Annotated in this window: 16 protein-coding genes; 15 read left to right on the top strand and 1 reads right to left on the bottom strand. The window is 41.9% G+C overall.

Translation table 11 applies throughout. From position 1 onward, the window contains the following. Nucleotides 1–6: 6 nt before the first annotated feature. The 4 genes from QMQ21_RS14790 (at nucleotide 7) to QMQ21_RS14805 (ending at nucleotide 5,175) form a co-directional block, all read left to right on the top strand. The gene (locus tag QMQ21_RS14790; protein ID WP_001217826.1) at nucleotides 7–1,095 is read left to right on the top strand and encodes a glycerol dehydrogenase; all 1,089 of its coding nucleotides are present in this window, start codon (nucleotides 7–9) and stop codon (nucleotides 1,093–1,095) included. Between the two features lie 345 nt (nucleotides 1,096–1,440). Next, the gene (gene leuS, locus QMQ21_RS14795) at nucleotides 1,441–3,942 is read left to right on the top strand and encodes a leucine--tRNA ligase (protein ID WP_261034562.1); all 2,502 of its coding nucleotides are present in this window, start codon (nucleotides 1,441–1,443) and stop codon (nucleotides 3,940–3,942) included. 109 nt (nucleotides 3,943–4,051) lie between these two features. After that, on the top strand, nucleotides 4,052–4,747 hold the full coding sequence (locus tag QMQ21_RS14800; RefSeq protein ID WP_261034563.1) for a GNAT family N-acetyltransferase: 696 nt from the start codon (nucleotides 4,052–4,054) through the stop codon (nucleotides 4,745–4,747). A gap of 11 nt (nucleotides 4,748–4,758) precedes the next feature. After that, the gene (locus QMQ21_RS14805; protein WP_061589611.1) at nucleotides 4,759–5,175 is read left to right on the top strand and encodes a GNAT family N-acetyltransferase; all 417 of its coding nucleotides are present in this window, start codon (nucleotides 4,759–4,761) and stop codon (nucleotides 5,173–5,175) included. 817 nt (nucleotides 5,176–5,992) lie between these two features. Here the strand turns inward: QMQ21_RS14805 and QMQ21_RS14810 are convergent. Next, complete coding sequence (locus QMQ21_RS14810; protein ID WP_070482418.1) at nucleotides 5,993–6,085, bottom strand: type I toxin-antitoxin system Fst family toxin; 93 nt, start codon at nucleotides 6,083–6,085, stop codon at nucleotides 5,993–5,995. Between the two features lie 132 nt (nucleotides 6,086–6,217). On the opposite strand from QMQ21_RS14810, the gene ruvB reads away from it, so the two are divergent. The 11 genes from ruvB (at nucleotide 6,218) to QMQ21_RS14865 (ending at nucleotide 18,919) form a co-directional block, all read left to right on the top strand. Further along, entirely contained in the window at nucleotides 6,218–7,216 is a 999-nt protein-coding gene (gene ruvB, locus QMQ21_RS14815) for a Holliday junction branch migration DNA helicase RuvB (protein WP_023946759.1), read from the top strand. Further along, the gene (locus QMQ21_RS14820; RefSeq protein ID WP_261012133.1) at nucleotides 7,197–7,769 is read left to right on the top strand and encodes a nucleotidyltransferase family protein; all 573 of its coding nucleotides are present in this window, start codon (nucleotides 7,197–7,199) and stop codon (nucleotides 7,767–7,769) included. The genes ruvB and QMQ21_RS14820 overlap by 20 nt, the downstream gene beginning before the upstream one ends. A 346-nt stretch (nucleotides 7,770–8,115) precedes the next feature. Further along, on the top strand, nucleotides 8,116–8,874 hold the full coding sequence (uppS, locus tag QMQ21_RS14825; protein WP_000466719.1) for an undecaprenyl pyrophosphate synthase: 759 nt from the start codon (nucleotides 8,116–8,118) through the stop codon (nucleotides 8,872–8,874). An 8-nt stretch (nucleotides 8,875–8,882) separates the two neighbouring features. Next, nucleotides 8,883–9,686: a phosphatidate cytidylyltransferase gene (locus QMQ21_RS14830; RefSeq protein ID WP_000189852.1), complete on the top strand. Its 804-nt coding sequence runs from the start codon at nucleotides 8,883–8,885 to the stop codon at nucleotides 9,684–9,686. Between the two features lie 21 nt (nucleotides 9,687–9,707). Further along, on the top strand, nucleotides 9,708–10,967 hold the full coding sequence (gene rseP, locus QMQ21_RS14835; RefSeq protein WP_261814709.1) for an RIP metalloprotease RseP: 1,260 nt from the start codon (nucleotides 9,708–9,710) through the stop codon (nucleotides 10,965–10,967). 12 nt (nucleotides 10,968–10,979) lie between these two features. After that, nucleotides 10,980–12,833 (top strand): proline--tRNA ligase, encoded by a 1,854-nt coding sequence (locus QMQ21_RS14840; protein ID WP_049550572.1) that lies wholly within the window; start codon nucleotides 10,980–10,982, stop codon nucleotides 12,831–12,833. A 98-nt stretch (nucleotides 12,834–12,931) separates the two neighbouring features. Next, complete coding sequence (gene bglA / locus QMQ21_RS14845) at nucleotides 12,932–14,311, top strand: 6-phospho-beta-glucosidase (protein ID WP_084947823.1); 1,380 nt, start codon at nucleotides 12,932–12,934, stop codon at nucleotides 14,309–14,311. Nucleotides 14,312–14,502: 191 nt separating this feature from the next. Then, a complete protein-coding gene (gene glmS, locus QMQ21_RS14850) occupies nucleotides 14,503–16,311 on the top strand; it encodes a glutamine--fructose-6-phosphate transaminase (isomerizing) (protein WP_084950758.1) in 1,809 nt (602 codons plus the stop codon). A 118-nt stretch (nucleotides 16,312–16,429) separates the two neighbouring features. Beyond that, on the top strand, nucleotides 16,430–17,479 hold the full coding sequence (locus QMQ21_RS14855; protein ID WP_261013370.1) for an LLM class flavin-dependent oxidoreductase: 1,050 nt from the start codon (nucleotides 16,430–16,432) through the stop codon (nucleotides 17,477–17,479). A 219-nt stretch (nucleotides 17,480–17,698) separates the two neighbouring features. After that, entirely contained in the window at nucleotides 17,699–18,706 is a 1,008-nt protein-coding gene (locus QMQ21_RS14860; RefSeq protein ID WP_023946744.1) for a uroporphyrinogen decarboxylase family protein, read from the top strand. A gap of 9 nt (nucleotides 18,707–18,715) precedes the next feature. Continuing rightward, a complete protein-coding gene (locus tag QMQ21_RS14865) occupies nucleotides 18,716–18,919 on the top strand; it encodes a hypothetical protein (RefSeq protein WP_049501818.1) in 204 nt (67 codons plus the stop codon). Nucleotides 18,920–18,921 lie beyond the last annotated feature (2 nt).

The following is an 18,921-nucleotide window of genomic DNA, read 5'->3' on the forward strand; positions in this document are numbered from 1 at the left end:
ATACATATGAGAATTTTTGCTAGTCCTTCTAGATATATTCAGGGGGAAAATGCCTTGTTTGAAAATGCCAAATCAATTTTGGATTTGGGAAATCGTCCTATTCTATTATGCGATCAGTTGGTTTATGATATTGTTGGAAAACGATTTGAAGATTACCTACATAGGTATGGTTTCCATATTGTTCTGACGCTATTTAATGGTGAAGCTTCTGACAATGAAATCAATCGAGTTGTTGCCTTGGCTGAGAAAGAAAATTGTGATAGTATTATCGGTCTTGGTGGGGGAAAGACGATTGATAGCGCAAAAGCTATTGCAGATTTAATTGAAAAGCCTGTTATTATTGCTCCAACAATTGCATCGACCGACGCACCTGTATCTGCTTTATCTGTTATTTATACAGATGAAGGTGCATTTGATCATTATCTATTTTATTCTAAAAATCCAGATTTAGTTTTGGTTGATACAAAAGTTATTTCACAAGCCCCTAAGCGTTTATTAGCATCTGGTATTGCAGATGGTTTAGCAACTTGGGTTGAGGCGCGTGCGGTTATGCAGGCAAATGGAAAAACTATGTTGGGACAACAGCAAACGTTGGCTGGAGTTGCAATTGCGAAGAAATGTGAAGAAACGCTGTTTGCAGATGGTTTACAGGCTATGGCAGCTTGTGAAGCTAAAGTGGTGACACCAGCATTAGAAAATATTGTTGAAGCTAATACTTTATTGAGTGGCCTAGGTTTTGAAAGTGGAGGATTAGCTGCGGCGCATGCAATTCATAATGGTTTTACTGCATTGACAGGTGACATTCATCATTTAACACATGGTGAAAAAGTAGCTTATGGAACTTTGGTACAACTATTATTGGAAAATAGACCTAAAGAAGAACTTGATAAGTATATTGAGTTTTACAAAAAAATTGGTATGCCAACAACTCTAAAAGAAATGCATTTAGATCAAGTTGGATATGATGATTTAATAAAAGTTGGTAAACAAGCAACTATGGAGGGTGAGACAATCCATCAGATGCCGTTTAAGATTTCGCCTTCAGATGTTGCTCAAGCTATCATCGCTGTAGACGCCTATGTAAATTCAAAATAAACAATAAGGACTACTGTTTTCCAAATGGTAGTCTTTTATTGATCCTCGTATTGAATTCGACGTTCTTCATAAATCAAAAAGCGACATAGGTTGTCGGCTATTTATTATAAATACATTAATTAGCATTCCAGTCGTATCTTCGGTCTAAAATTAGTGTTTTGTGTTATAAGAGATAAGCTTCTTGTTTTGCTCTTGATTTCCCGCATATAGGATAAAAAAGTGGGTGATAGAGCAATTCAGAGCCATCAAAATTAATGAAATACAGTATACAGTTTTTTCTTTTAACACATTTCAAATTCCCTCAAAAATGGTATAATAGTAACATCACAAAATTGGAGAGAGACCATGAGTTTTTACAATCATAAAGAAATTGAGCCTAAGTGGCAGGGCTACTGGGCAGAACATCATACATTTAAGACAGGAACAGATACATCAAAACCGAAGTTTTATGCTCTCGATATGTTCCCTTATCCGTCTGGAGCGGGTCTACACGTAGGTCACCCAGAAGGTTATACTGCAACCGATATTCTCAGCCGTTACAAACGTGCGCAAGGTTACAATGTCCTTCACCCAATGGGATGGGATGCCTTTGGTTTGCCTGCAGAGCAATACGCTATGGATACAGGGAATGACCCAGCAGAATTTACAGCGGAAAATATTGCCAACTTCAAACGCCAAATCAATGCGCTTGGATTTTCCTACGACTGGAATCGTGAAGTTAACACAACAGATCCAAACTACTACAAGTGGACGCAATGGATTTTCACTAAGCTTTACGAAAAAGGCTTGGCCTATGAAGCGGAAGTACCGGTAAACTGGGTTGAAGAATTGGGAACAGCCATTGCTAACGAAGAGGTCCTTCCTGATGGAACATCTGAGCGTGGGGGTTATCCAGTTGTCCGCAAACCAATGCGCCAATGGATGCTCAAAATCACGGCCTATGCAGAGCGCTTGCTCAATGACTTAGATGAACTTGATTGGCCAGAGTCCATCAAGGACATGCAACGCAACTGGATTGGTAAATCAACTGGTGCTAATGTAACCTTCAAGGTTAAGGGAACTGATAAGGAATTCACAGTCTTTACCACTCGTCCTGATACTCTTTTCGGTGCGACTTTCACCGTTTTGGCTCCTGAGCATGAACTAGTAGATGCCATCACAAGCACAGAGCAAGCAGAAGCAGTAGCAGACTACAAACACCAAGCTAGCCTCAAGTCTGACTTGGCTCGTACAGATCTTGCCAAGGAAAAAACAGGGGTTTGGACTGGTGCTTATGCCATCAACCCTGTTAATGGCAAGGAAATTCCAATCTGGATTGCGGACTATGTTCTTGCTAGCTATGGAACAGGTGCGGTCATGGCTGTGCCAGCCCACGACCAACGTGACTGGGAATTTGCCAAACAATTTGACCTTCCAATCGTCGAAGTACTTGAAGGTGGAAATGTAGCAGAAGCTGCCTACACAGAAGATGGCCTTCACGTTAATTCAGACTTCCTAGATGGACTCAACAAAGAAGATGCTATTGCCAAGATTGTGGCTTGGTTGGAAGAAAAAGGCTGTGGACAAGAGAAGGTTACTTACCGTCTCCGCGACTGGCTCTTTAGCCGTCAACGTTACTGGGGTGAGCCAATTCCTATCATTCATTGGGAAGATGGAACTTCAACAGCTGTTCCTGAAAGTGAATTGCCACTTGTCTTGCCTGTAACCAAGGACATCCGCCCTTCAGGTACAGGGGAAAGTCCACTAGCTAACTTGACAGACTGGCTTGAAGTGATTCGTGAAGATGGTGTCAAAGGTCGTCGTGAAACCAACACCATGCCACAATGGGCAGGTTCAAGCTGGTATTACCTCCGCTATATTGATCCACACAATACTGAGAAATTGGCTGATGAGGACCTTCTCAAACAATGGTTGCCAGTAGATATCTACGTGGGTGGTGCAGAGCATGCTGTTCTTCACTTGCTCTATGCTCGTTTCTGGCACAAATTCCTCTATGACCTCGGTGTTGTTCCAACTAAGGAACCATTCCAAAAACTCTTTAACCAAGGAATGATTTTGGGAACAAGCTACCGTGACCATCGTGGAGCGCTTGTGGCGACTGACAAGGTTGAAAAACGTGATGGTTCTTTCTTCCATGTGGAGACAGGAGAAGAGTTGGAGCAAGCACCAGCTAAGATGTCTAAATCGCTTAAGAACGTTGTTAACCCAGACGATGTGGTGGAACAATACGGTGCCGATACCCTTCGTGTTTATGAAATGTTTATGGGACCACTTGATGCTTCGATTGCTTGGTCAGAAGAAGGTCTGGAAGGAAGCCGTAAATTCCTTGACCGTGTTTACCGTTTGATGACAAGCAAGGAAATTGTTGCAGAAAACAATGGCTCTCTCGACAAGGTTTACAACGAAACCGTTAAAGCTGTCACAGAGCAAATCGAGTCCCTCAAATTCAACACAGCCATTGCTCAACTTATGGTCTTTGTCAACGCTGCTAACAAGGAAGACAAACTCTATGTGGACTACGCCAAAGGCTTTATCCAATTGATTGCCCCATTTTCACCTCACTTGGCAGAAGAACTCTGGCAAACAGTTGCGGCAACAGGTGAGTCAATCTCTTACGTGGCTTGGCCAACATGGGACGAAAGCAAATTGGTTGAAGACGAAATCGAAATCGTTGTCCAAATCAAAGGAAAAGTTCGTGCCAAACTCATGGTCGCTAAAGACCTATCACGCGAAGAATTGCAAGAAATTGCTCTAGCGGATGAAAAAGTCAAAGCAGAAATTGACGGTAAGGACATCGTGAAAGTGATTAGTGTACCTAATAAGCTGGTAAATATCGTTGTGAAATAAGATAGGAATCCTTCAGAGTAGAATCTGGGGGATTTTTTGAATCTTCTTATGAAAGTATGATATACTATGGGCAACTATAAAGTTTGAAAACTGAAACAAGGAGAATACTATGCCAGTAAATGAATATGGTCAGATGATTGGTGAGTCAATGGAAGGTTATACACCAGGTGAACTGCCTTCTATTGATTTCTTAGAAGGGCGTTATGCTGGGATAGAGGCTCTTTCAGTGGAAAAGCATGCGGAGGATTTATTAGCTGTTTATGGTCCTGATACTCCTCGGGAGATGTGGACCTACCTCTTTCAGGGACCCGTAGCAGATATGGAGGAGCTGGTTACCCTTTTAAATCAGATGTTGGCTCGTAAGGACCGTTTTTACTATGCAATCATAGACAAGACAACTGGTAAGGCTTTGGGAACTTTTTCTCTCATGCGCATTGACCAGAATAACCGAGTAATAGAAGTGGGAGCTGTCACTTTTTCTCCAAAACTCAGGGGGACACGGATAGGGACAGAAGCCCAGTACCTCTTGGCTTGCTATGTCTTTGAGGAGCTTAACTATCGTCGCTATGAGTGGAAATGCGATGCTCTTAACCTGCCATCAAGACGAGCAGCGGAACGTTTGGGCTTTATTTATGAAGGAACCTTCCGTCAGGCAGTGGTTTATAAGGGGCGCACGAGGGATACGGATTGGTTGTCTATGATTGATAAGGACTGGCCAAAAGTCAAAGCTCGTTTGGAAACATGGTTGCGTCCTGAAAATTTTGACAAAAATGGACAGCAGTACAAGAGCTTGAGAGAACTCTAAGAGGTGTTGAGATGATTACTATTAAAAAGCAAGAAATTGTCAAGCTAGAGGATGTTTTGCATCTCTATCAGGCTGTCGGTTGGACAAATTATACCCATCAACCAGAGATGCTGGAGCAGGCCTTATCTCATTCATTAGTGATTTATGTGGCGCTTGATGGCGATGCTGTGGTGGGCTTGATTCGTTTGGTTGGAGATGGATTCTCATCAATACTGGTTCAGGATTTAATCGTTTTACCTATCTATCAGCGTCAAGGGATAGGCAGTGCTTTGATGAAAGAGGCTTTAGAGGATTACAAAGATGCCTATCAAGTCCAGCTGGTGACAGAACAGACAGAAAGAACCTTGGAATTCTATCGTTCTATGGGCTTTGAAATCTTATCCACCTATAATTGTATAGGTATGACTTGGGTGAATCGTAAAAAATAACAAAACTTGTTTTTTCTTAAGCAAAGTTTAAGGCTGGTCTAGTATTATATAGTCATTAAATAAAGACCTCCTAACTTTATTTAATGAAATCCTAAAACTTTTTTCATCATAATCTCCTAATGAAGTCACCCAATCAGGTGGCTTTTTTGTAGGGTGAGGTGATGCTGATAGAAATTTTTTTAAAAATGGTAGAATTTGAGAAAAGTTAAGCTAGTTTTAAGTTTCGTCTTGTATCATATAGTTATTAAATAAAGACCTCCTAACTTTATTTAATAAAATCCTAAACTTTTCTTTTTCATAATAATCTCCCTTGACTCCACCCAATCAGGTGGAGTTTTTTGGCTCTATTTCAGGCTTTTGGGGACTATTCTAAAAATCATTTTTCGATATTTTTCTGATTTTGGTCGGGGAATTGGCGGGAATCTTTTTAGCGAATATGACTAAGAAATAGGTCTGTTGCTATTTAAGTGAATTCAACCTTAATTTGATTGTAGGTGACTGTTAATTGAAGGAATGGAACTATTGTAATGACGATTTTACTTGTCCAGTAGTGGCGTATTAAATGAGGAGTGACATGTAAGCTTGTCTCTTCGTTTACGAAATCAAAATTTTTATGAAATTGATAGAATCCCTAACTTTCTCTTAATCTTGACCGTTTTGTTGTACAGTGGTTAAAGCTTGAAAAGTCGAGAATATAAACATTTGACAAAATTTGTGAACTGTAGGATAATGGAGAGGAATTAAGGATTAGTTCTATATCATAGGCTAGAAAAGACTCCAAGCTCACGACCAAATAAGCTTGGGGTCTTTTTTGACACTATTTGTCCTCGTTTAGCCATTTATCGACTAATCGAAGAACGACACCGACCACAATTGGTTCGATGATAGTTTTGAGTACTAATTCCATCATGGGCTATCTCACCTCCTTTCGTAGGTGGTGTAGTAGTGCCGTAGAATATTATTCCACATAAGTGTTAAACTCGGGAGGCACCAATCCAGTGGCTTTTTTGTTTGTGGCTTTGTTTTTTGATATAATAGAGCCATGAGTAGAATTTTAGATAATGAGATAATGGGGGATGAGGAGTTAGTAGAACGCACGCTCCGTCCTCAGTACTTACGTGAATATATTGGGCAGGACAAGGTCAAGGACCAGCTCCAAATCTTTATCGAGGCTGCCAAAATGCGGGATGAAGCGTTGGATCATGTCCTCTTATTTGGGCCTCCAGGTTTAGGGAAAACGACCATGGCTTTTGTTATTGCCAACGAACTAGGTGTCAATCTCAAGCAGACTTCGGGTCCAGTCATTGAAAAAGCCGGAGATCTGGTAGCGATTTTGAATGACTTAGAGCCTGGTGATGTCCTTTTTATTGATGAGATTCATCGCTTGCCCATGTCGGTGGAAGAGGTGCTTTATAGTGCTATGGAGGACTTCTACATTGATATCATGATTGGGGCTGGTGAAGGCAGTCGCAGTGTTCATTTGGAGTTACCACCTTTTACCTTGATTGGTGCGACGACTCGGGCTGGTATGCTCTCAAATCCACTACGGGCACGTTTTGGGATTACGGGGCATATGGAGTATTATGCCCATGCTGACTTGACGGAAATTGTCGAGCGGACGGCAGATATTTTTGAGATGGAAATCACTCATGAGGCAGCATCTGAATTAGCCCTACGTAGTCGTGGAACCCCTCGTATTGCCAATCGTCTCCTCAAACGCGTGCGCGATTTTGCCCAGATTATAGGGAATGGGGTTATCGATGATCTTATTACTGATAAGGCTTTGACTATGCTGGATGTTGACCATGAAGGTCTGGACTATGTGGACCAGAAAATCCTTCGCACCATGATTGAGATGTACGGTGGTGGTCCTGTTGGTCTAGGAACTCTTTCTGTTAACATAGCAGAAGAACGTGAGACAGTTGAAGATATGTATGAGCCTTACTTGATTCAAAAAGGTTTTATCATGCGGACACGGTCTGGACGGGTGGCGACTGCTAAGGCATATGAACATTTAGGGTATGAATATATTGAAAAATAAGGCTGAAATTTTAGACTCTTTCAGAGAAAATCCGGATATGATGGCTATTTTGACTATCATCCGAAACCTTGGTCTGAAAGATTCTTGGTTGGCAGCAGGTTCTGTCAGAAATTTTATCTGGAATCTCTTGTCAGACAGACCAGCATTTGATCTTGAAACAGATGTAGATGTGATTTTCTTTGATCCGGATATTTCTTATGAGGAAACCTTGTTCCTAGAGAAAAAGTTGAGAGCGGATTTTCCTCAGTATCAGTGGGAATTGAAAAATCAGGTCTATATGCACCAGCACAGCCCTCATACTGCTCCCTATAGCAGCTCTTGTGATGCTATGAGTAAGTATCCAGAACGATGTACGGCTGTTGGACTGCGCTTGAATGAAGAATCTGATTTTGAACTCTATGCACCTTATGGTTTGGAGGATATTTTGAATTTTCAAGTTCGTCCAACTCCTCATTTTTTAGAGAATCAAGACCGAATGGTTCTCTATCAAACACGATTATCCAAGAAAAATTGGCAGGAGAAATGGAAAAATTTGATTTTTAAAAATACTTAAGGAAACTTTAAGCTAGGAAGTGTATACTAAGTTCATAAGTTAAGAAGATCTTAACTTAAACTCCTAAAACTTTTTCATAATAATCTCCCTATAAAAAATAGAGTCGCCCAATCAGGCGGCTTATTTTTTTGAAAAATGGGCTTGGTGCCTGAGAATAATACTCAATGAAAATCAAAGAGCAAACTAGGAAGCTAGCTGCAGGTTGCTCAAAACACTGTTTTGAGGTTGCAGATAGAGCTGACGTGGTTTGAATTTGATTTTCGAAGAGTATAAATAGCTTAGTGATAGAAGAAAATAGGGAAATATGGTATAATGAAACGATAGATTTTTGAATAGGAATAAGATCATGTTTGGATTTTTTAAGAAAGATAAGGCTGTGGAAGTAGAGGTTCCGACACAGGTTCCTGCTCATATCGGCATCATCATGGATGGGAATGGCCGTTGGGCTAAAAAACGTATGCAACCGCGAGTCTTTGGACACAAGGCGGGTATGGAAGCATTGCAAACTGTGACCAAGGCAGCCAATAAACTGGGTGTTAAGGTTATTACGGTTTATGCTTTTTCTACAGAAAACTGGACCCGTCCAGATCAGGAAGTCAAGTTTATCATGAACTTGCCAGTAGAGTTTTATGACAATTATGTCCCTGAACTGCATGCGAATAATGTTAAGATTCAAATGATTGGGGAGACGGACCGACTGCCTAAGCAAACCTTTGAAGCTTTAACCAAGGCTGAGGAATTGACTAAGAACAATACAGGTTTGATTCTTAACTTTGCTCTTAACTATGGTGGACGTGCTGAGATTACGCAGGCGCTTAAGTTGATTTCCCAGGATGTTTTAGATGCCAAAATCAACCCAGGTGACATCACAGAGGAATTGATTGGCAACTATCTCTTTACCCAGCATTTGCCTAAGGACTTACGAGATCCGGACTTGATTATCCGTACTAGTGGAGAATTGCGTTTGAGTAATTTCCTTCCATGGCAAGGAGCCTACAGTGAGCTCTATTTTACGGACACCTTGTGGCCTGATTTTGACGAGGCGGCCTTGCAGGAAGCCATTCTTGCCTACAATCGTCGTCATCGCCGATTTGGAGGAGTTTAGGAGGAAATATGACACAGGATTTACAGAAAAGAACCTTGTTTGCAGGGATTGCCCTGGCTATTTTCCTACCAATTTTAATGATTGGGGGACTCTTGCTTCAGATAGCAATTGGAATCATAGCCATGCTAGCCATGCATGAACTTTTGAAGATGAGAGGTCTAGAGACCATGACGATGGAGGGCCTCTTGACCCTCTTTGCAACCTTTGCTTTGACCATTCCCTTGGAGAATTACCTGACTTTTTTACCAGTTGATGGGAATGTAGTTGCCTATAGTGTTTTGATTTCAATTATGTTAGGAACGACTGTTTTTAGCAAGTCCTATACGATTGAGGATGCTGTTTTCCCTCTTGCTATGAGCTTTTATGTGGGCTTTGGTTTTAATGCTCTATTAGATGCTAGAATTGCAGGTTTAGATAAGGCACTATTAGCCTTGTGTATTGTTTGGGCAACAGACAGTGGTGCCTATCTTGTTGGGATGAACTATGGTAAACGAAAACTAGCTCCGACAGTTTCTCCAAATAAAACCTTTGAGGGTGCCTTGGGTGGTATTTTAGGTGCGATTTTAGTAACCATCATCTTTATGATGTTTGACAGAACAGTTGCTCTTCCGTATGGAATTTACAAGATGTCCGTCTTTGCTATTTTCTTTAGCATTGCTGGACAATTTGGTGATTTACTAGAAAGTTCGATCAAGCGTCACTTTGGTGTCAAGGATTCTGGGAAATTTATCCCTGGACATGGTGGTGTTTTGGATCGTTTTGATAGTATGTTGCTTGTATTTCCAATCATGCACTTGTTTGGACTCTTTTAATCAAAAGACGGAGGAAATACTATGCTCGGAATTTTAACCTTTATTCTGGTTTTCGGGATTATTGTGGTAGTGCACGAGTTCGGACACTTCTACTTTGCCAAGAAATCAGGGATTCTAGTGCGTGAATTTGCCATTGGAATGGGCCCCAAAATCTTTGCTCACATTGGCAAGGATGGAACGGCCTATACCATTCGAATCTTGCCTCTGGGTGGCTATGTTCGCATGGCCGGTTGGGGTGATGATACAACTGAAATCAAGACAGGAACTCCTGTCAGTTTGACTCTTGCTGATGATGGTAAGGTTAAGCGCATCAATCTTTCTGGTAAAAAATTAGATCAAACAGCTCTTCCTATGCAGGTGACCCAGTTTGACTTTGAAGACAAGCTTTTTATCAAGGGTTTGGTTCTGGAAGAAGAAAAAACATTTGCAGTAGATCACGATGCAACGGTTGTGGAAGCAGATGGTACTGAGGTTCGGATTGCTCCCTTGGATGTTCAATATCAAAATGCAACTATCTGGGGCAAACTCATTACCAACTTTGCAGGACCTATGAATAACTTTATCTTAGGTGTCGTTGTTTTTTGGATTTTAATCTTCATGCAGGGTGGCGTCAGAGATGTTGATACTAACCAGTTCCATGTCATGCCCCAAGGGGCTTTGGCCAAGGTGGGAGTGCCAGAAACGGCACAAATTACCAAGATTGGCTCACATGAGATTAACAACTGGGAAAGCTTGATTCAGGCTGTGGAAACAGAAACCAAAGATAAGACGGCCCCGACTTTGGATGTGACTATTTCTGAAAAGGGGAGTGACAAACAAGTCACTGTTACACCCGAAGAAAGTCAAGGCCGTTACCTTCTAGGTGTTCAACCGGGGATTAAGTCAGATTTTGTATCCATGTTTGTAGGTGGTTTTACAACTGCTACTGACTCGGCCCTCCGAATTCTCTCAGAACTGAAAAATTTGATTTTCCAACCGGATTTGAACAAGCTGGGTGGACCTGTTGCTATCTTTAAGGCAAGTAGTGATGCCGCTAAAAATGGAATTGAGAATGTCTTGTACTTCTTGGCAATGATTTCCATCAATATCGGGATTTTTAATCTTATTCCGATTCCAGCTCTGGATGGTGGTAAGATTGTGCTCAATATCCTAGAAGCCATCCGCCGAAAACCATTGAAACAAGAAATTGAAACCTATGTCACCTTGGCTGGAGTGGTCATCATGGTTGTCTTGATGATTGCTGTGACTTGGAATGACATCATGCGACTCTTTTTTAGATAATCGAGGAATATTATGAAACAAAGTAAAATGCCTATCCCAACGCTTCGCGAAATGCCAAGCGATGCTCAAGTTATCAGCCATGCTCTTATGTTGCGAGCTGGCTATGTTCGTCAAGTATCTGCAGGTGTTTATTCTTACCTACCACTTGCCAACCGTGTGATTGAAAAAGCTAAAAACATCATGCGCCAAGAATTCGACAAGATTGGTGCGGTTGAGATGTTGGCTCCTGCCCTTCTCAGTGCAGAATTGTGGCGCGAATCAGGTCGTTACGAAACTTATGGTGAAGACCTTTACAAGCTAAAAAACCGTGAAAAATCAGACTTTATCCTAGGTCCAACTCACGAAGAAACCTTTACAGCTATTGTTCGTGATTCTGTTAAGTCTTACAAGCAATTGCCACTCAACCTTTACCAAATCCAGCCTAAGTATCGTGATGAAAAACGCCCACGTAATGGACTTCTTCGTACACGTGAGTTCATCATGAAGGATGCTTACAGTTTCCACGCTAACTATGATAGCTTGGACAGTGTTTATGATGAGTATAAGGCTGCTTATGAGCGTATTTTTACTCGTAGTGGTTTAGACTTCAAGGCTATCATTGGTGACGGTGGAGCCATGGGTGGTAAGGACAGCCAAGAATTTATGGCCATTACACCTGCCCGTACAGACCTTGACCGCTGGGTTGTCTTGGATAAGTCAGTTGCTTCATTTGACGAAATTCCTGCAGAAGTGCAAGAAGAAATCAAGGCAGAATTGCTCAAATGGATGGTTTCTGGTGAAGATACCATTGCTTACTCAAGTGAGTCTAGCTATGCGGCTAACTTAGAAATGGCAACAAACGAGTACAAACCAAGCAACCGTGTTGTCGCTGAAGAAGAAGTGACTCGTGTTGCAACTCCAGATGTTAAATCAATTGATGAAGTTGCAGCCTTCCTCAATGTTCCAGAAGAACAAACAATTAAAACCCTCTTCTACATGGCAGATGGTGAGCTTGTTGTAGCCCTTCTAGTTGGAAATGACCAACTCAATGAAGTTAAGTTGAAAAACCACTTGGGAGCAGATTTCTTTGACGTTGCTAGCGAAGAAGAAGTGGCGAATCTTGTTCAAGCAGGATTTGGTTCACTTGGCCCAGTTGCTTTGCCAGAGAATATTAAAATTATTGCAGATCGTAAAGTGCAAGATGTTCGCAATGCAGTTGTCGGTGCTAACGAAGATGGCTACCACTTGACTGGTGTGAACCCAGGTCGTGATTTTACTGCAGAATATGTGGATATCCGTGAAGTTCGTGAGGGTGAAATTTCTCCAGACGGACAAGGTGTCCTTAACTTTGCGCGTGGTATCGAAATTGGTCACATCTTCAAACTCGGTACTCGCTATTCGGCAAGCATGGGGGCAGATGTTTTGGATGAAAATGGTCGTGCTGTGCCAATTATCATGGGATGTTATGGTATTGGTGTCAGCCGTCTCCTTTCAGCAGTGATGGAGCAACACGCTCGCCTCTTTGTTAACAAAACGCCAAAAGGTGAATACCGTTATGCTTGGGGAATCAACTTCCCTAAAGAATTGGCACCATTTGATGTGCACTTGATTACTGTCAATGTCAAGGATGAAGAAGCGCAAGCCTTGACAGAAAAGCTTGAAGCAAGCTTGATGGGAGCTGGTTACGAAGTCTTGACAGATGACCGTAACGAACGTGTCGGAGTCAAATTCAGTGATAGCGACTTGATTGGATTGCCAATCCGTATCACTGTTGGGAAGAAAGCGGCCGATGGCATCGTAGAAGTTAAGATTAAAGCGACTGGTGATACTATCGAAGTTCATGCAGATAACGTGCTTGAAACGCTTGAAATCCTCAGCAAGAAATAAAAACTATAATCAGAAGAAAAACAAGGAAAAAATGTAACTAGTTTTTACCTTGTTTTTTCTGTATAATGGGAAAAATGAGTAGATAAAGAGGTAAATGTATGCTAAGATTTCCAAAGGATTTTGTCTGGGGATCCTCTACTTCTGGACCACAAACAGAAGGACGTGTAGCTGGTGACGGTAAGGGAGATAATCTCTGGGATTATTGGTACCAAGTGGAGCCAAATCGTTACTATAATGGGATTGGTCCAGATAAAACATCAACCTTTTATGAAAACTGGGAAAAGGATATTGAGCTACTGTTAGAGACTGGTCATACGGCCTTTCGGACTTCTATTCAGTGGTCACGGATTTTTCCACAAGGGCGTGGAAAAGTCAATGCTCAAGGTGTGGATTTCTATCGTAAGGTTTTTGAGGCTATTAAGGCTAAGGGGATTCGTCTTTTAGTCAATCTTTATCATTTTGATTTGCCTTTTGCCCTTCAAGAGGATGGTGATGGTTGGGAAAATAAGGCGACTGTTTCAGCCTATGAAGACTATGCTCGTTTTTGTTTTGAGATTTATGGAGATTTAGTGGATCAATGGATTACCTTTAACGAGCCAATAGTTCCAGTAGAATTTGGCTATTTTTACGATGCCCATTATCCACATAAGGTGGATGCAGAGGCAGCCGTTAAAGTAGCTTATCATACACAATTGGCCAGCAGTCGGGCGGTTAAGGCTTGTCATGAACTTTTGCCAGATTCCAAGATTGGGATTGTCTTAAACTTGACACCGGCTTATCCACGTAGCCAGCATCCTGCTGATGTCAAGGCTGCTAATATTGCGGACCTTTTTCAGGCCCAATCTTTCTTAGATCCGTCTGTTTTGGGGACTTATCCACAGGAGTTGGTAGAAATCTTACATGAATACGGTCTCTTGCCTGATGCTACAGAGGAGGAGTTGGATATCATTCGTGACAATACTGTGGACTTCCTTGGTGTCAACTACTATCAACCTTTGCGTGTTATGGCTCCTCGATTTGCGAAGCATCCAGAGAGTCCTCTTTTGCCAGAACATTTTTATGAGCCTTATGTGATGCCTGGACGTAAAATCAATCCTCATCGTGGCTGGGAGATTTATGAGCAAGGGATTTATGACATTGCCCAAAATATCAAGGAAAATTATGGTAATATCGAGTGGATGTTGACAGAGAATGGTATGGGTGTTGAAGGGGAAGAAAAATTCCGTGAGAATGGAATGATTCAAGATGATTACCGTATTGACTTTGTAAAAGGTCATCTTCGCGAACTTCACCGTGCCATTGAAGACGGAGCCAATTGTAAGGGCTACTTGATTTGGACCTTTATCGATTGCTGGTCATGGCTCAATAGCTATAAAAATCGCTATGGCTTGGTCGAATTAGACTTGGAAACGCAAGAACGTCGTCTGAAGAAATCAGGGCACTGGTTCAAGGAATTAAGCGATAATAATGGATTTTAAAAAGGACTCTGACTGATTATCCTAATTGGTCAGAGTCTTTTGCTAACAGGAGCGTAATTTGAACTATACCAATTTTTACTCTTGACAAGTGAAAGAAACAAGTATATACTGTTTTTGCTGATTCTATAAAAGAGGAATTAGACTATACCAATTTTAAGGAGAAAGCACAGCTGGTCTGTGTCGTATATACTATGTGTGGAATTGTTGGTGTTGTTGGAAACACAAATGCAACTGATATTTTGATTCAAGGGCTTGAAAAGCTCGAATACCGTGGCTATGATTCTGCGGGGATTTTTGTCCTAGGTGGTGCTGAAAACCACTTGGTGAAGGCTGTTGGTCGTATCGCAGAATTGTCTGCTAAGACAGCTGGTGTTGAGGGGACAACGGGTATCGGACATACTCGTTGGGCTACTCACGGAAAACCAACGGAAGACAATGCTCACCCACATCGCTCTGAGACTGAACGTTTTGTTTTGGTGCACAATGGGGTCATTGAGAACTACCTTGAAATCAAGGAAGAATACCTTGCAGGTCACCACTTTAAGGGGCAAACAGATACTGAAATCGCTGTTCACTTGATTGGAAAATTTGCGGAAGAAGAAGGTCTCTCTGTTCTTGAAGCCTTCAAAAAAGCTCTTCACATCATCCGTGGTTCTTATGCTTTTGCCTTGGTTGACTCACAAGATCCTGAAGTCATCTACGTAGCTAAAAATAAATCACCACTCTTGATTGGTCTTGGTGAAGGTTATAACATGGTATGCTCAGATGCTATGGCTATGATTCGTGAAACCAACCAATACATGGAAATTCATGACCAAGAGTTGGTAATCGTCAAGGCTGATAGTGTGGAAGTTCAAGACTATGATGGAAATCGTCGTGAGCGTGCTAGCTACACTGCTGAGCTAGACTTGTCAGATATCGGTAAAGGAACTTACCCTTACTACATGCTTAAGGAAATTGACGAGCAACCAACTGTTATGCGTAAACTAATCCAAGCCTACACAGATGAGGCTGGTCAAGTAGTAGTAGACCCAGCTATCATCCAGGCTGTTCAAGACGCAGACCGTATCTACATCCTTGCAGCTGGGACATCTTACCACGCAGGATTTGCTTCTAAGAAAATGTTGGAAGAATTGACAGATACACCAGTTGAACTTGGAATTTCATCTGAGTGGGGTTACGGTATGCCACTTCTCAGCAAGAAACCACTCTTCATCTTTATCAGTCAGTCTGGTGAAACGGCGGATAGCCGTCAGGTTTTGGTCAAGGCTAATGAAATGGGAATCCCAAGCTTGACAGTGACAAACGTACCAGGTTCAACTCTTTCACGTGAAGCCAATCATACCATGCTCCTTCATGCAGGTCCTGAAATTGCCGTAGCATCAACAAAGGCTTATACAGCACAAATTGCAGCCCTTGCTTTTCTTGCAAAAGCAGTAGGAGAAGCAAATGGCAATGCTAAAGCGCAAGTCTTTGACTTGGTTCATGAGTTGTCAATCGTAGCTCAGTCTATCGAATCAACTCTTTCAGAGAAAGAAACCATTGAAGCCAAGGTTCGTGAGCTTCTTGAAACAACTCGCAACGCCTTTTATATTGGGCGTGGTCAAGATTACTACGTAGCTATGGAAGCAAGCCTTAAACTCAAAGAGATTTCTTACATCCAGTGTGAAGGCTTTGCGGCAGGAGAACTCAAGCACGGAACTATTGCCTTGATTGAAGAAGGAACGCCTGTTTTGGCTCTCTTGTCAGATCCAGTCCTTGCCAACCACACTCGTGGAAATATCCAAGAGGTGGCAGCCCGTGGTGCCAAGGTTCTCACTATTGCAGAAGAAAATGTTGCCAAAGATACAGATGATATCGTCCTTACGACTGTACACCCTTACCTCTCACCAATTTCAATGGTCGTGCCAACGCAATTAGTCGCTTACTTTGCAACACTCCACCGTGGGCTTGATGTGGACAAACCACGTAACCTTGCTAAGTCAGTAACGGTAGAATAAGCTTAAAAAGTCTAGTTATCTAGGCTTTTTCTTGTGAGCAAATCGGTTGCTTGTACTCAAGATTCGTGTTAGAATAATTTTTCAAAATGAAGGACCGGAATAGACAAGGAGAATCACTGTGGTAGAATTGGGAATTTCAACATTTGGAGAAACAACGGAGCTTGAAGGGACTGGGCAAACTTACAGTCATGCTGAACGCATTCGCCAGTTGCTGGCAGAGATTGAACTGGCTGACAAGGTTGGTTTGGATGTGTATGGGATTGGTGAGCACCATCGAGCGGATTTTGCGATATCTGCGCCAGAGATTGTTCTGGCAGCTGGGGCAGTCAATACCAAGAAGATTCGTTTGACCAGTGCAGTCAGCATTCTCTCAAGTATGGATCCGATTCGATTGTTCCAACAATATGCCACTATCGATGCTTTGTCAAATGGACGTGCGGAGATTATGGCCGGAAGGGGTTCTTTCACGGAATCTTTTCCCTTGTTTGGCTATGATTTGAAAGACTACGAAGCTCTTTTTGATGAGAAATTAGACTTGCTTCAATTAGTCAATGAAAAGATAAAACTAGATTGGCAAGGTCGATTGACCCAAACAATCTCTGGCAAAGAAGTTTATCCTCGTCCAGTTCAGGACAAATTGCCCTTGTGGATAGCGACAGGTGGTCATGTCGAATCAACTGTGAAGATTGCTCAGGCAGGCCTACCGATTGTCTATGCCATTATTGGTGGTAATCCGCGTTATTTTAAAAAGTTGATTCAGGCTTATCGTGAGATTGGGAGCGAAGCGGGTCATGCCAGTCAGGAGCTAAAGGTCGGGGCCCATTCTTGGGGTTGGATTGCTGAAGATGGCGAGCAGGCGGTGAAAGATTATTTCCATCCAACCAAGCAAGTGGTGGATGCTATTTCCAAAGACCGTCCGCACTGGCAGGAATTGCGTTATGAGCAATATTTGGAGCAAGTTGGGCCAAATGGTGCTATGTTTGTGGGCAATCCAGATCAGGTGGCCGAAAAATTGATTCGTATGATTGAAGACTTAGGTTTGGACCGCTTCATGCTCCATCTACCGCTTGGTTCCATGCCCCATGACCAGGTTCTGAGAGCTATTGAACTATTCGGAATGCAAGTGGCACCCAAAGTACGGGAATACTTTGCCATGAAAGAGGCTTAATAAAAAATCCTAATCAGGCTGATAAAAAATCTATATAACAACTATTTTAAAAAAGCAATAAACAAAAAAGAATCTCTGAAAAGCTAGTAAAATCAAGCTTTCCAGAGATTTTTTCGTTATTGATATAAACAATATCAATCAAGTCGATAGTCAATATATATTGGGAAAAGGTCAAAAGGAGTGGTAAGATGGTTTCAATCCAAATGGAAGGAGAAAAGTATGACAAGTAAAAGAGAGCTAGTTTTTAAAGCCATCCGAGGAGAAGAGGTGGAACGAGTTCCTGTAGGCTTTTGGTTTCATTTTGTAACACTGGAGGAAAAAGGGCAAGGTTTAAATAACCCACGTATCTTTCAAAAAAGTGTAGAGGGACATCGGAAGTACGTTGAAAGAATTCATCCTGATTTTGTCAAAATGATGAGTGACGGATTTTTCATTTATCCAAGTAATGTCTACAGTCCTTTGGTTTCAAGTATTCAGGAGCTGGCTTCTATTGAGTCGATTGGTGAAAACCATCCTTGGATTCAGCAACAAGTAGAAGTGGTAGAAGCTATTCGAGCAACCTTCACTGAGGACATTGCTTCATTCTACAATATCTTTTCTCCGATTTCCTACCTGAAACGTTGGTTTCGTACAGAGACTTCTAGAGGTGATAAGGAGGTTGCTAATCTATTACTCGAAAATCCAGAGCTATTCAGGGAGATTTTAGATGTAATAGCTGAGGATATCGCAATCCTAACCAAGGCAATCATTCAGGATTGTGGAGCAGATGGGATTTACCTCAGTACACAAGAAATTCAGGATGAGCGCATCACAGCAGAATTGTATCAGACCTATATTGAGCCAAGCAACATAAAGGTTTTAGAAGCTGCTAATCAGGCAGGTGGGGTCAATATCCTGCATATCTGCGGTTTCCAAGGTGCCAGTAACAATGTGACTATTTTCAAAGATTATCCAGCCCAAGTTTTCAATTGGGCAACCCACCATGAAGCAGTCAGCTTACCTCAAGGTCAGGAGCTATTTCATGGCAAAGCGGTCTTGGGTGGTTTTGAAAATGGAAAGCAGAGCCTGCTTTATGGAGGTAGCAAGGCTAAACTACAAGAGGAAACCAAACGCTTGTTGGCTGAAGCTGGGACTAGAGGAGTCCTTCTTGGAGCGGATTGCACGGTTCCAGATGACTTTGAATTAGAACGATTGGACTGGATTCGTCAGGCTGCTATTTTAGAATAGGAGGGCCTTATGAAAAGAAAAAAGTGGCTATTGGTAGGGACGGCCCTCGGCTTTGTCATCTTACTTGCGATCAGTCTTACAAAGGGACTTACTTGTAAGGAAGGGCCAAGATGTCATGGAGTTCAGGATTTTCAGAAAGGAAGTCTTCACTTTATTCAAACCAATGATATTGCCAGTGTTTTATTAGTTGAAAAAGAAAGAAATGGAGAATAGAG

The organism is Streptococcus bouchesdurhonensis, assembly GCF_948472335.1.

Coding starts and splice junctions, on each gene's coding strand:
- QMQ21_RS14790 (WP_001217826.1), top strand. CDS start 7: ATGAGAATTTTTGCTAGTCCTTCTAGATATATTCAGGGGGAAAATGCC.
- leuS (WP_261034562.1), top strand. CDS start 1,441: ATGAGTTTTTACAATCATAAAGAAATTGAGCCTAAGTGGCAGGGCTAC.
- QMQ21_RS14800 (WP_261034563.1), top strand. CDS start 4,052: ATGCCAGTAAATGAATATGGTCAGATGATTGGTGAGTCAATGGAAGGT.
- QMQ21_RS14805 (WP_061589611.1), top strand. CDS start 4,759: ATGATTACTATTAAAAAGCAAGAAATTGTCAAGCTAGAGGATGTTTTG.
- QMQ21_RS14810 (WP_070482418.1), bottom strand. CDS start 6,085: ATGATGGAATTAGTACTCAAAACTATCATCGAACCAATTGTGGTCGGT.
- ruvB (WP_023946759.1), top strand. CDS start 6,218: ATGAGTAGAATTTTAGATAATGAGATAATGGGGGATGAGGAGTTAGTA.
- QMQ21_RS14820 (WP_261012133.1), top strand. CDS start 7,197: ATGAATATATTGAAAAATAAGGCTGAAATTTTAGACTCTTTCAGAGAA.
- uppS (WP_000466719.1), top strand. CDS start 8,116: ATGTTTGGATTTTTTAAGAAAGATAAGGCTGTGGAAGTAGAGGTTCCG.
- QMQ21_RS14830 (WP_000189852.1), top strand. CDS start 8,883: ATGACACAGGATTTACAGAAAAGAACCTTGTTTGCAGGGATTGCCCTG.
- rseP (WP_261814709.1), top strand. CDS start 9,708: ATGCTCGGAATTTTAACCTTTATTCTGGTTTTCGGGATTATTGTGGTA.
- QMQ21_RS14840 (WP_049550572.1), top strand. CDS start 10,980: ATGAAACAAAGTAAAATGCCTATCCCAACGCTTCGCGAAATGCCAAGC.
- bglA (WP_084947823.1), top strand. CDS start 12,932: ATGCTAAGATTTCCAAAGGATTTTGTCTGGGGATCCTCTACTTCTGGA.
- glmS (WP_084950758.1), top strand. CDS start 14,503: ATGTGTGGAATTGTTGGTGTTGTTGGAAACACAAATGCAACTGATATT.
- QMQ21_RS14860 (WP_023946744.1), top strand. CDS start 17,699: ATGACAAGTAAAAGAGAGCTAGTTTTTAAAGCCATCCGAGGAGAAGAG.
- QMQ21_RS14865 (WP_049501818.1), top strand. CDS start 18,716: ATGAAAAGAAAAAAGTGGCTATTGGTAGGGACGGCCCTCGGCTTTGTC.